13 protein-coding genes are annotated in these 12,247 nt (G+C 71.3%); 6 read left to right on the forward strand and 7 right to left on the reverse strand.

Translation table 11 applies throughout. The annotated features are described in order from the left end of the window. A partial coding sequence (locus EHS43_RS23815; protein WP_125192815.1) for a helix-turn-helix domain-containing protein occupies positions 1-640 on the reverse strand: 640 nt, incomplete at its 3' end. Between the two features lie 396 nt (positions 641-1,036). Further along, positions 1,037-1,612 carry a TerD family protein gene (locus EHS43_RS23820; protein WP_007382914.1) on the reverse strand — a complete coding sequence of 192 codons (576 nt, stop codon included), beginning with the start codon at positions 1,610-1,612 and terminating at the stop codon, positions 1,037-1,039. A 169-nt stretch (positions 1,613-1,781) separates the two neighbouring features. Here EHS43_RS23820 and arfB point away from each other — a divergent pair, with 169 nt between their 5' ends. Both arfB and EHS43_RS23830 read left to right on the forward strand, forming a co-directional pair. Then, a complete protein-coding gene (gene arfB / locus EHS43_RS23825; RefSeq protein WP_125192808.1) occupies positions 1,782-2,219 on the forward strand; it encodes an alternative ribosome rescue aminoacyl-tRNA hydrolase ArfB in 438 nt (145 codons plus the stop codon). A gap of 162 nt (positions 2,220-2,381) precedes the next feature. Continuing rightward, a complete protein-coding gene (locus tag EHS43_RS23830) occupies positions 2,382-3,230 on the forward strand; it encodes a sigma-70 family RNA polymerase sigma factor (RefSeq protein WP_125192809.1) in 849 nt (282 codons plus the stop codon). Here the strand turns inward: EHS43_RS23830 and EHS43_RS23835 are convergent. Continuing rightward, complete coding sequence (locus tag EHS43_RS23835; protein WP_125192810.1) at positions 3,227-3,697, reverse strand: N-acetyltransferase; 471 nt, start codon at positions 3,695-3,697, stop codon at positions 3,227-3,229. The two genes, EHS43_RS23830 and EHS43_RS23835, sit on opposite strands and share 4 nt — an antisense overlap. 42 nt (positions 3,698-3,739) lie before the next feature. Then, on the reverse strand, positions 3,740-4,315 hold the full coding sequence (locus EHS43_RS23840; RefSeq protein ID WP_078936021.1) for a flavin reductase family protein: 576 nt from the start codon (positions 4,313-4,315) through the stop codon (positions 3,740-3,742). A gap of 339 nt (positions 4,316-4,654) precedes the next feature. Between EHS43_RS23840 and cdgB the strand changes: the two genes are divergently transcribed. Both cdgB and EHS43_RS23850 read left to right on the forward strand, forming a co-directional pair. After that, a complete protein-coding gene (gene cdgB, locus EHS43_RS23845) occupies positions 4,655-6,310 on the forward strand; it encodes a diguanylate cyclase CdgB (RefSeq protein ID WP_125192811.1) in 1,656 nt (551 codons plus the stop codon). Positions 6,311-6,431: 121 nt separating this feature from the next. Further along, the gene (locus EHS43_RS23850; protein ID WP_125192812.1) at positions 6,432-7,382 is read left to right on the forward strand and encodes a CBM35 domain-containing protein; all 951 of its coding nucleotides are present in this window, start codon (positions 6,432-6,434) and stop codon (positions 7,380-7,382) included. Between the two features lie 3 nt (positions 7,383-7,385). Here EHS43_RS23850 and EHS43_RS23855 read toward each other — a convergent pair whose 3' ends face one another. The 3 genes from EHS43_RS23855 to EHS43_RS23865 form a co-directional block, all read right to left on the reverse strand. Continuing rightward, positions 7,386-8,315 (reverse strand): 1-phosphofructokinase family hexose kinase, encoded by a 930-nt coding sequence (locus EHS43_RS23855; protein ID WP_125192816.1) that lies wholly within the window; start codon positions 8,313-8,315, stop codon positions 7,386-7,388. An 82-nt stretch (positions 8,316-8,397) separates the two neighbouring features. Beyond that, positions 8,398-9,609, reverse strand: coding sequence for an N-acetylglucosamine-6-phosphate deacetylase (gene nagA, locus EHS43_RS23860; RefSeq protein ID WP_260470676.1), 1,212 nt, complete (start codon positions 9,607-9,609; stop codon positions 8,398-8,400). Continuing rightward, the gene (locus EHS43_RS23865) at positions 9,609-10,553 is read right to left on the reverse strand and encodes an ROK family protein (RefSeq protein WP_125192813.1); all 945 of its coding nucleotides are present in this window, start codon (positions 10,551-10,553) and stop codon (positions 9,609-9,611) included. The genes nagA and EHS43_RS23865 overlap by 1 nt, the downstream gene beginning before the upstream one ends. A gap of 169 nt (positions 10,554-10,722) precedes the next feature. On the opposite strand from EHS43_RS23865, the gene EHS43_RS23870 reads away from it, so the two are divergent. Together EHS43_RS23870 and EHS43_RS23875 are read left to right on the forward strand one after the other, a co-directional pair. Next, positions 10,723-11,931 carry an extracellular solute-binding protein gene (locus EHS43_RS23870; RefSeq protein WP_125192818.1) on the forward strand — a complete coding sequence of 403 codons (1,209 nt, stop codon included), beginning with the start codon at positions 10,723-10,725 and terminating at the stop codon, positions 11,929-11,931. Positions 11,932-11,964: 33 nt separating this feature from the next. Then, entirely contained in the window at positions 11,965-12,198 is a 234-nt protein-coding gene (locus EHS43_RS23875) for a DUF3263 domain-containing protein (protein ID WP_125192814.1), read from the forward strand. Positions 12,199-12,247 lie beyond the last annotated feature (49 nt).

Consider the following 12,247-nt stretch of genomic DNA (forward strand, 5'->3'; position numbering starts at 1 on the left):
GTGCGGTCAGGGCGTCCCGTACGTCGGTGGGGGTCAGGTCCCGTTCCAGCCACGCGGCGACTCCGGGGGCCAGGTGTTCCGTGTCCGTCGCCGACAGGAGCAGACGGGGATCGTGGCGGCGGAGAGTGGCGAGGAGTTCGATCGCGCGCTGGATGAGAGCGGGGGCCGGGTAAGCCGGCTGCGGTACGACGGGCAGGACCTTCTTGCGGGGCGCCGGTTGCCGTTTCTTCGGCGGCCCGGGGGCCTGGTCCTCGCCGGTACGGCCACGGTGACCCGGCCGGTTGCAGGAGACCGTGCGAGTGACGATACGGCCACCGGGGAGGCGTTCGCGGGTGCGGCGCAGGTAGCCGTGGGCCTCCAGGTCCCGCAGGGCGGCGGCGATACGGTCCCTGCCCTCGGGGAAGCGGGACGCGAGGGTCTTGATGTCCACGGAAGCGCCGGAGGGGAGGGACTGGATGTACAGGGCCAGCCCCCTCGCCACGAGCGAGAGCTCCGGGTGCTGGGCGAGGTGGTTGCCGATCACCGTGAAGCGTTCGGTGTGACGGGCGTTCTCGTGCACGAGGCCACCCGCGTGGGGGTGGTTTTTGCCCGCGGTACGGGCCTGGGCGCGTGAGGGCGCGCTAGGGTTTCGGGTGTCCATCGGGAAGGCCTTCTCTTCCTTGGTGGGCGCCACCGGGAAGGTCTCTTCTTCCTTGGTGGTCAGGCCCTCGCATCGGGATGCCAGTCCCCGCGAGGGCCGTTGCATGTCTGCGGTTGTGTTGCGCCGACTGTAGAGCAAGCAACCGGGCGGAAATCCAGCTCAGTTGGCGATGTTCACTCGGGCGAGTGAGCTGCGGCTTCGGCGGGAGGAGGGGTGGGGCTTGGTGGGGTTTCTTTCAGCCCGGGGTTCTTTGAGAAAGGCCGCCCGCGCCTCCGGAGTACGGGTTCTCGGGACGCGGTGAGACATCGACGCCAGTGGTCAACACGCGGGTGCAGACACACGGGAGCCCCCGGCCGGTTCGGCCGGGGGCTCCCGTTCAGTACAGCGCAGCTGACGTCAGACGTTGACGCCGAAGTCCGTGGCGATGCCGACCAGGCCGGACGCGTAGCCCTGGCCCACCGCGCGGAACTTCCACTCCGCGCCGTTGCGGTACAGCTCGCCGAAGACCATCGCCGTCTCCGTGGCCGCGTCCTCGGAGAGGTCGTAGCGGGCGATCTCCGCGCCGCCGGCCTGGTTGACGATGCGGATGTAGGCGTTGCGGACCTGGCCGAAGTTCTGCGAGCGGTTCTCCGCGTCGTAGATCGAGACCGGGAAGACGATCTTGTCGATGTCGGCGGGGAGGCCGGCCAGGTTGACGTTGATCGCCTCGTCGTCGCCCGCGCCCTCGCCGGTGCGGTTGTCACCGGTGTGGACGATGGTCTGGTCCGGGGTCTGCTTGTTGTTGAAGAAGACGAAGTGGGCGTCGGAGTAGACCTTGCCCTGCGTGTTGACCGCGATCGCGGAGGCGTCGAGGTCGAAGTCCGTGCCGGTGGTCGTGCGGACGTCCCAGCCGAGGCCCACGGTGACGGCGGTCAGGCCCGGAGCCTCCTTGGTGAGCGAGACGTTGCCACCCTTGGACAGGCTTACAGCCATTGTTGGGAGTCCCTTCCCTCGTTATGTAACGGGCACGAAGCTACAGCTACCTCTATGAACGCCGCGAGTGGTGTCGAAGGTTCCCCGCTTCTTTACTTTCTTTACCCAAGCGCGTGCCGGGGACGGACAGGCGATATTGGGGTGACGTGGACCGGACAGACGCGGGAACATGGACGTCATGTCCGGTCCTTACGTCATCCGCGGCTCCGTCTCCCTGCCCGAGGCCGAGCTCATGTGGCGTTTCTCGCGGTCGTCGGGGCCGGGTGGGCAGCACGTCAACACCAGCGACTCCCAGGTGGAGCTGCGCTTCGACCTGGCCCGCACCGAGGCCCTGCCCGAGGTGTGGAAGCAGCGGGCGCTGGACAGGCTGGCCGGCCGGCTCGTCGACGGGGTCGTCAGCGTCCGCGCCTCCGAGCACCGCTCGCAGTGGCGCAACCGCGAGACCGCCGCCGTACGCCTTGCGGCGCTGCTGGCGGAAGCGACGGCGCCGCCGCCCAAGCCGCGGCGGGCCACGCGGATCCCTCGTGGGATCAACGAGCGTCGCTTGCGGGAGAAGAAGGCCCGGTCGGACACGAAGCGGGGGCGGTCCGGGCGGGACTGGGGCTGACCGCTTCAGGCCGTCCAGCGGCTGCGGCGCCGTCGTGGCCGGTCGCGTCCACGCGGCGGAGCCGCATATCGATACAGCCCCGCGCCCCTGCGGGGCACGTCACATTCTCTGCGTCTCATCCGTCAACTCATCGACGGCGGACGACGACGAGAGGCTGACCTCATGCGCGACGACGACTTCCTTGCCGAGCGGTTCGAGTCGCACCGCGCACGGTTGCGGGTCATGGCGCAGCGGATGCTGGGGTCGGTCGCAGAGGCCGACGACGCTGTGCAGGAGGCCTGGGTGCGGTTCAGTAGGGCCGATGCGCGGCAGGCGGAGAACCTCGCGGGCTGGCTGACGACGGTCGTCGGGCGCGTGTGTCTCGACATGCTCCGTTCCCGCAGGTCCCGTGGCGAACAGTCGCTGGAGACGGAGGCGGAGGCGGCCGTCCCCGTCACCGTCCCCGGTCCCGAGCAGGACGTCCTGCTCGCCGACTCGGTCGGCAGTGCCCTCCTCGTCGTGCTCGACACCCTCACCCCCGCCGAACGGCTCGCCTTCGTCCTCCACGACCTGTTCGCCGTGTCCTTCGACGAGGTCGCCGGCATCATCGGCAAGTCCCCGGCGGCCGCCCGCCAGCTCGCCAGCAGGGCCCGGCGCCGGGTGCGGGGCGCCGAGGCCACCGACACCGATCCGGCGCGTCGGAGGGAACTCGTCGACGCCTTCCTGGCCGCCGCGCGCGAGGGCGACTTCGACGGGCTGCTGGAGGTCCTCGACCCGGATGTCGTGGTGCGCACGGAGGCCGGGGTGACTACGGGCGCCCTGGCGGTGGCCAAGGGCGCGGCCACCTACTCGCGGCACATGGTCGGTGTCCCCGTGCCCGCTCTCGTCGAGGGGCGCACCGGCATCGCGCTGCTGCGGGAGGGCCGGGTGTGGCGGACGCTCGCGTTCACGTTCGTACACGACCGGATCGCCGTGATCGACATCACCACGGACCCGGACGCGGCGGCCCGTTCGGACGTCACTCTCCTCTAGGCGAGGTCCAGGACCCCCACCGTCTCCCCTCCGCTCTGCTCCCCGGTCCGGCGGAAGCCCAGCCTCAGATAGAACTCGGACGGGCCGTGCGGGCCCTCGTGCCAGGTGACGTACAACTCCTTCGTGCCCCGGCGGCGCAGCTCCGCGGCGACGGAGTCGACGGCGAAACGGCCGTAGCCCCGACCCTGGGCGTCGGCGGCGATGTTCAGGCGCCACAGGCCGGAGCGGCGCACGGTGCCGCCGTCGGCACGCCAGTCGATGTCGAGGAAGGCCATCAGGAAGCCGGCCGTGCGGTCACCGTCGACGATCAGCCGGGGCCAGGCGACGTCCGGGGGATGCACGTACGCCTCCGCGAGGGACTGCATCACGGGGGAGACCGCGAATTCCTGTTCCGGGCGGACGCGTATGCCGGTCGCGGTTTCGAAATTCCCGGGTGTGACCTCTTCGAGGCGGGGTGCGAATGCCATCCCGGGACCTTAGGACGCGGCGATGGCGCTTCGCCACGGAATTCAGCCCAACTGCCGGTACCGGCCCCGGAAATACGTCAGCGGGCCGCCGTCCGCGCTCGGCACGTCGGCGGTCAGGACGCGGCCGATCACCAGCGTGTGGTCGCCGGCCTCCACACGTTGCTCGGTGCGGCACTCCAGGGTGGCGAGCGCGCCGCCCACCAGAGCGGCGCCGGTCGCGGAGCCGCGGACGTAGGGGATGTCCTCGAACAGCAGGCGGTCGCTGATGCGGCCCTTCATGGCGAAGCGGCCGGCGATGTGCCGCTGGCTCTCGGACAGGACGGACACCGCCCACAGCGGCTGCTCGTCGAGCAGGTCGTCCATGCGGGAGCCGGTACGCAGGCTGACCAGCACCAGAGGCGGGTCCAGGGAGACCGACAGGAACGCCGTGGCCGTCATGCCGACGTCCTCGCCCCCCGGGCCCTCGGCGTCGAGCGGGGGCTCGAACGCGGTCACCAGGACCACGCCCGCGGCCAGCCGGGACATGGCGGCGCGGAACTCGTCGTTGCTCACCCCCACAGCATGCCCGGAAGCGGGCGGAGGGATCATCGGCGCGGTGGCGGCAGGAGTGTTCGGCACGTCGGAAACGCTAGTGTCACGTGCGGGCGGACCGCATCGGGCCTTCGTCCGAGGTCGGACCTAGGTCCACCGGCCCAGACGCGTTCGGTGTGCACAAACACCCAAAGATTACGTTCAGTAAACGCACAGGGAAAACGCAGAAACCCCACTCAATTGTTCATCTTTCGCTGTGACTTGAGTCACAAGAGGCGCTAATTGTTGACCCTGTGTACCGAGTGGGCAGCGCGCTGTGATTCAGTGGCGGGGAAGTACCCACGAAGCCGCACCAACGAAACCGCACTGAAGATACGCCGAAGAGAACCCTTGATTCGCTGCGAGGTCTCGGGGGGAGGGCGAGCAATGGAGAGCGAGTCGGAGCCGTACGTCCGTCTTGCGTCCCTGCGACAGCTGCACCAGGTCATGGCCGACATGAACACGGCCCGCAGCCTGGCCGACACACTGCAGACCGTCGCGAACGGCGTGGTCACCGCACTCGGCTACGAACTGGCGTGCGTCAATCTCGTACGCCCCGACGGCGATCTCGTGGTCGCCGCCTTCTCCGGGAACCAGGCGGCCGAGTCCCTGATCACCGGCCGGGTCGGCTCCCGCGAGTCCTGGGAGCGCCGGCTGGGCATGGGGGAGACCTGGGGCGACCTGGTCTTCATACCCCACACCGAGGGCTGGATCCTCGACGACGACGACGTCCCGCAGTGGTACACCGACGGGCCCGCGCCCCGCTTCGAGGACGAGTGGCACCCCTCCGACCGGCTGTTCGCGCCGATGTACACGCCGGGGGTGCAGGGCGGCCAGTGCGGCGAGCTGATCGGCGTGCTCTCCGTGGACCGGCCGCGCAACGGCCGCAGGCCGGGCGCCTGGGGCCGCGAGGCGCTCCAGATGTACGCCTTCCAGGCCGCGATCGCGATCAGCAACGCGCGTCTTCGCTCGAACATGCAGCGCGCACTGGTCAGGCTCGAAAGGGAGCAGCAGGCCCTCAGGGCCAGCGAGGAGAGCTTCCGGCAGGCCTTCGAGTACGCCCCCTCCGGCATGGCCATCGCCGAGATGGGCGGCGACCAGCACGGCCGGATCCTGCGCACCAACGACGCCCTGTGCCGCCTGCTGGGCCGCCCCGCGTCCGCGATGCGCCGCTACTCCTTCTCCGACCTCGTCCACCCCGAGGACATAGGCACCCTGCTGCGGACCTCGGCGGAGGGCGGACGCGCCGAGCTCCGCCTCGGACGCCGGGACGGCACCTACGTCTGGGTGTCCCTGCGCAACTCCGTGGTCGCCGACGCCGCCGACGGCCCGCGCTTCCTGCTCACCCACGTCGAGGACATCGAGGAGCGCAAGCGCCGCGAGCTCCAGCTGGCCCACCGCGCCTCCCACGACTCCCTGACCGGACTGCCGAACTCCGCCGAGCTGCGTTCGCGACTGTCCTCCCGGCTCTGCCAGCGCCCCACCCACACCGGCGCGCTGGAGCCCGTCGACGCGGCCTTCGGGCACCCGGCCTTCGACGCGGGCGGGCACGGCTTCGACTTCCGGCAGGGCGGCGCCGCGGCGTACGACGCCTTCGACCACCATGTGCACACCGTCGCCCCCGAGGGGGAGCGCGACGACGGCACCAAGGGGCTCGCGGTGCTCTTCTGCGACCTCGACGGCTTCAAGTCCATCAACGACCGGTTCGGGCACAACGCGGGCGACGCGGTGCTCATAGAGGTCGCCCGGCGCCTCTCCCAGTGTGTGCGCGACGGTGACACCGTCGCGCGGCTCGGGGGTGACGAGTTCGTCATCCTCGCCGACGGCCTCGGCAAGGCCGACGCGGCGGACCTCGCGGTACGCCTGCGCAACGAGATCATCCAGCCGATCCGGGCCGAGGGACGGGCCGTGCGGGTGGGCGCCAGCTTCGGTATCGGCTGGGCGCACTGCGGCATGACCGCGGACGAAGTGTTGAAGTCCGCCGACGAGCGGATGTACGTCGAGAAACGATCTCGTCCCAAACAGCACAGACGCGCGGGCTGAGCCCCAGGTCAGCGAGCCGATGCGATCCGAGTCACCCGTTTGGGCCACCAGGAGCGGGTAGGCTCGCCATTCTGACTCCACGTATCGCATCCGATCCGCACCTGTTGAGGAGTACCAAGGGATGACGTCCGGCAACAACGGCGCGAGCACGCCCGAGGACGACGACCCGTTCGGCTACCTCTACGCCGACGGCCAGGCCAACGGGGCCCAGCCGCCGTCAGGCGGCGGCTACGGCTACGGCTACCCGAACTCCGTCAACAGGACGCGCTCGGTCGGCCAGCGCCAGTACGGCCAGCAGCAGGCACCCGCCGCGCCGAACGGCCCGTACGGCCAGGTCCCGCCGCAGCAGGGCCAGGCCGGCTTCGGCCAGCCCAGCGCCCACTACCAGGCCCCCGAGACCCTTCCGGGCGGGGCCCCCACCAGCCAGCAGCCCATGCCGGGCCACAGCGGCGGCGGACGCCGCGGCGGCGGCCCCAACACCAAGGGTCTGCTGATCGGCGCGATCGCGGTGGTCGCCGCGGTCGTCATCGGCATCGGCATCGCGATCGCCGGCGGCGACGACCAGAAGGACGACAAGGGCAACGAGGCGGCCACGACCCCGACCACGTCCCAGAGCTCGCAGCCGAGCGCGTCGGCGTCGGAGACTGCGGAGGCCGACCTTCCGGCGGCTGAGGCGAAGACGATGCGGCTGGACGGCGGCACCGGCCTCGCGTCCGACGTGAAGGGCGCCAAGTCCGACGGCGGTGTCTACGTCCAGGGCTTCAACCAGGTCGGCGCCTCGGTCACCTGGACGGTCAACGGCATCAAGAAGGCCGGCACCTACCGTCTCTACGTCCGCTACGGCCTGCCCGCCGAGGACGCCAACGCGACGGTGACGGTCAACGGGAAGTCCTCCGCCCGGCCGCTGAACATGAAGAACTTCGGCGGGCTGCCCGCCAACGAATGGCAGGAGACGTGGGCCCAGGTCTCCCTGACCAAGGGCACCAACACGATCCAGCTCTCCTGCCAGCAGGGCAACCAGTGCAACGCCCTGCTCGACAAGTTCTCCATCACGGAGAACGTCGACCAGTAGGGCTCACGCCGCGCTGGCCTCCCCCGTGACCGTGACCCGGCCCAGGAGATCCTCGTAGGCCGCCCGGTCGAACTCGCCCGCCACCGGGGACAGTACGGTCGCCGCCGACAGGGCGATCGCCCGGGACAGGCGGGCCGGCCACGGGAGCTGTTCCGCGAGGGCCGACAGCAGGCCCGCCACCGCCGAGTCACCGGCGCCCGTCGGGTTGCCGGACACCGGGGCGGGGGGCGTGGCACGCCAGCGGCCCTCGGGGGTGCTCGCCAGCAGACCCTGCGCGCCCAGCGAGGCGACCACCGCGCGGGCGCCCCGGCGCCGTGCGTCCCGGGAGGCCCGCAGCGGCTCGTGGGAGCCGGTCAGTTCGGCCAGTTCCTCGCTGTTCGGCTTGAGGATGTCGGGGCGGGCGGCGACCCCGCGGCGCAGGGCCTCTCCGCTGGTGTCGAGGAGGACCGGGACCCCGGCCGCCTTCGCGGTGCGCACCAGTCCCGCGTACGCCCCCACCGGCACCCCCGGCGGCAGGCTCCCGCACAGGGCGACCGCCGAGACGGACGGGACGAGATCCTCGTACGCCTCCTGGAAGGCCGTCCACTCGGCCGGCGTCACCGTCGGGCCCGGTTCGTTGAACTGGGTGGTCTCGCCGCGGACTTCGTCCACCACCGCGATCGTGCGCCGGGTCGCGCCGGTGACCGGGACGAGCGCGTCCACCAGACCGGGGACAGCGGTGAGCCGCTCCTGGACCGTACGGCCCGTCGCGCCCCCGGCGAAGCCGGTGACCGTCACCTCGTGGCCGAGGGCGGCCAGCACCCGGGCCACGTTCACGCCCTTGCCGCCGGGGCGCTCGACGGCCTCGGTGACCCGGTGACTGGTGTGCGGCCGCAGCGACCGCACGCGATAGGTGATGTCGAGAGCGGTGTTCAGCGTGACCGTGAGGATCACCCGGGCCGACCTCCCCCGAAGACGGACGGACATGTGCCCGTCCAGTCTCCCAGGACGGCCCCGGCCCCAACAGCCGGACAGATCACCCCAGTTGGGGATCGACCACCCATTCTCCGCGGCGCATGACGCCCTTGAGGTCGAAATGACGGTCGAGAAGGACCAGGTCGGCGTCCTTGCCGGGCTCCAGGGAGCCGATGCGGTCGGACATCCCCAGCAGCCGGGCCGGGTTGGCGGAGATCGCCGCGACCACGTCCTCGACCGGCAGCCGGTCGACGGTCACCGCGCGCTTGAAGGCGCGGTCCAGGGTCAGGGTCGAGCCGGCGATCGAACCGCCCTCGACCAGACGGGCGACCCCCTCGCTCACCTCCACCTCCAGTGGGCCGAGCATGTAGCGGCCGTCGCAGAACCCGGCCGCGTCCATGGCGTCCGTGATGAAGGCGACCCTGCGCGCCCCCGCGTGGTGGAACGCCAGCTGGAGGGCGGCGGGGTGGAGGTGCGTGCCGTCGTCGATGAGCTCGACCGTGATCCGCTCGTCCTCCAGGAGGGCGGTGATGGGACCCGGGGTGCGGTGGCCGAGGGGCGGCATCGCGTTGAAGAGGTGGGTGGCGACGGTCGCGCCCGCGTCGATCGCCTCGACGGTCTGCTCGTAGGTCGCGTCCGTGTGGCCGATCGCCGCGATGACCCCGTGCTCGGCGAGCAGGCGTACGGAGTCCAGGCCGCCGGGGAGTTCGGTGGCGAGAGTGAGCATCCTGGCCTGCCCGCGCGCCGCGTCGATCAGCTTGCGGACCTCGGCCGGGTCGGGGTCGCGCAGAAGTGCCTCGGAGTGCGCGCCCTTGCGGCAGGGGGAGATGAACGGGCCCTCGAAGTGGATGCCGGCGATGTCCCCCTGCTCGGCGAGCTCGCTCAGCAGGCTGGCCCGGTGGGCGAGGGAGTCCATGTCGCCGGTGACGGTGGAGGCGACGAGGGTGGTGGTGCCGTGGGCCTGGTGCGTGGCGATGCCCCTGAGCACGTCCTCGACCGTGCCCGAGGTGAAGGAGGCTCCGCCGCCGCCGTGGTTGTGGAGGTCGACGAAACCTGGGACGAGCCAGTGGTTGGTCACGTCGATGACGTGGGCGTTTTCGGGGGCGGTGGCGGTGATGCGCGTGCCCTCGATGACGACTTGGCCGTTCTTGACCGGTCCCGTGGGCAGGACCACGGTTGCGCCGGACAGGACGAGGGGCGACTTGCCGGGCGCGGGGTGCGGGTCCGTCGTTGCTGGTCGCGCAGTTCCCCGCGCCCCTGAGGGGGGTGTCATCAGGGCGTTACCTCCAAACCGTCGGTCTTCTTGAGGAGATCCCAGGCCAGGAGGCCGGCACCGAGGCAGCCCGCCGTGTCGCCCAGGGCCGCCGGGGCGATCGTCGGGAGCTTCTGGAAGGTGACGCGGGTCCGGATCGCCTCCCGCAGTGGTGCGAACAACGTGTCTCCCGCCTCCGCCAGGCCGCCGCCGATGATCAGGGTGCGGGGGTCGAGGAGGGTGAGGGCGGTGACCAGGCCGTCGGCGAGGGTGTCCACGGCGTGCTGCCAGACCTCGCGGGCCTTCGGGTCCTCGGCCTCGACGGCCTTCGCGCAGTCCGCCGCGTCCGCCTCCGCGTTCCCCGTGGCCGCGGCCCAGGCCTCGCTCACCGCGGCGGCGGAGGCGTACCGCTCCAGGCAGCCCCGCTGGCCGCACGGGCAGGGGGTGCCGGCCGGGCGGACGACGACGTGGCCGATCTCGCCCGCGAAGCCGTGGGCGCCCGCCTCCACCCGCCCGTCGATGCCGATGGCGCCCGCGATGCCGGTGCCCAGGGCCACGAAGAGGAAGCGGTCGGTGCCCCGGCCCGCTCCGATACGGCCCTCGGCGAGGCCGCCGGTGCGCACGTCGTGCCCGAGGGCGACCGGGACGCCGCCGAGACGTTCGGCGAGCAGCGCGCGCAGCGGGACGTCGCGCCAGCCCAGGTTGGCGGCGTAGGCCGCGATGCCCCGGTCCTCGTCGACGATGCCGGGGACGGCGACGCCGGCCGCGGCCGCGGGGGCGCCGAACCGCTCGGTGCCGTAGGCGCGCAGCTCGGCGACGAAGTCGAGGATGCCCTCGACGACCGCGTCCGGACCGCGCTCGCGGCCGGTCGCGCGGCGGGCCCGGTGCAGGAGCTCGCCGCCCGCGCCGACCAAGGCCGCCTTCATCCCGGTGCCGCCCACGTCGAGGGCGATGACATGTCTCACGGGGGACAGTGTGACCCGTCGACCCGCAAGAGGTCTAGTCCACTCACGTGGTGTAGACCTTACTTCTGAAATATGTATGACTTTTGGAAAGTTTTCGAACGTGAGTTTGGGGCGGTTGTCGGTGCGGCGGCGTAGGACGGGAACGATCGCGGCGGTGTCCGCACTGGGAATGACGGCGGTCCTCGGCGGTTGCGGAGTGGGGGGCGGGTCGGACGAGGTGACCCTGAAGCTGGTCGCCGCCGACTACGGCGACAGCTCGGCCAACAGCTCCCGCGCGTACTGGGACAAGCTCGTCAAGGAGTACGAGACCAAGCATCCCGGGGTGCGGGTCGAGGTCAGCGTGTACACCTGGACCGACGTCGACCGCAAGGTCAAGGAGCTGGTCGACGCCGGGGAGGCGCCCGACATGGCGCAGATCGGCGCCTACGCCGACTACGCGGACAAGGGTCTGCTGTACAAGGCCGACGAACTGATCGGCATCCGCGAGCAGGCCGACTTCGTCTCCCAGCTCGGCTCCGCCGGGCGGATCAACGGGATGCAGTACGGGATGCCGTTCGCCGCCTCCACCCGGCTGCTCTTCTACAACAAGACCCTCTTCGCCGACGCCGGGCTGACCCCGCCGACGACCTGGAAGGAACTGGCCGCCGACGCCGAGGCACTCAAGGCGGACGGGGTGAAGTACCCGTACGCGCTGCCGCTCGGCCCCGAGGAGGCGCAGGCGGAGACCATGCAGTGGCTGCTGAGCGGGGACGGCGGCTACGTCGACGACGTCGGCACCTACGGCATCGACTCCGAGGAGAACGTCGCCACGCTGACCTGGCTCAAGGACGACCTCGTCGGCAAGGGGCTGACCGGTCCCGTCGCGCCGGGGAACCTGAACCGGGCCGCCGCGTTCTCGGCGTTCGCCGCCGGGGACGTCGGGATGCTCAACGGGCACCCCTCGCTGATGAAGACCGCCGCCCGGAAGGGGGTCAAGTTCGGGATGGTGCCCATGCCGGGCGTGGACGGGCCGACCCGGAACTCCATGGGCGTCGCCGACTGGATGATGGCCTTCCGGCAGAACGGCCACGCCGAGCAGGTGGGCGACTTCCTCGACTTCGTCTACAGCGAGAAGAACGTCCTCGCGTTCTCCCGGGAGTACGACCTGCTGCCGGTGACCAACTCCGCCTCCGCGGCCATGAGCGCCGGGGCCCGGGACGCCGACCTCAAGCCCTTCCTCGCCGCGCTGCCCTCCGCGGAGCTGCCGCCGGTCGGCAAGACGTCGTGGGCGTCGGTCAGCGCGGCGGTGAAGAAACGAATCGGCTCCGCGGTCGGCTCCGACGGGGACCCCGCCGAGGTGCTGCGCGCGCTCCAGCTGACCGCGCGGAACGCGGAGTAGTCGCTGTCGGTGGCGGGGGTTACGGTTCCGGGCATGGAGCATGCGGAACTCGACCCCCGCGAGCGGGACATCCTCGCGCTGGAGCGCCGCTCCTTCGCCGGCCCCGGCGCGAAGGAGCGCGCGATACGCGAACAGCTCGGCCTGGCCCCGGTGCGCTACTACCAACTGCTCAACGCCCTGCTGGACGACGAACGCGCCCTGGCCCACGACCCGGTGACGGTGAACCGGTTGCGCAGGGTGCGTGAGGCGCGGCGGGGGGAGCGCTGAGGGTCGGGCGGGCGGTTGGGCCAGGTCCGGCTGCAGGCGACCACTCCGG

Origin of the sequence: Streptomyces sp. RP5T (assembly GCF_003933965.1) — a bacterium.
In the GTDB taxonomy this organism is placed as follows: Bacteria; Actinomycetota; Actinomycetes; order Streptomycetales; family Streptomycetaceae; genus Streptomyces.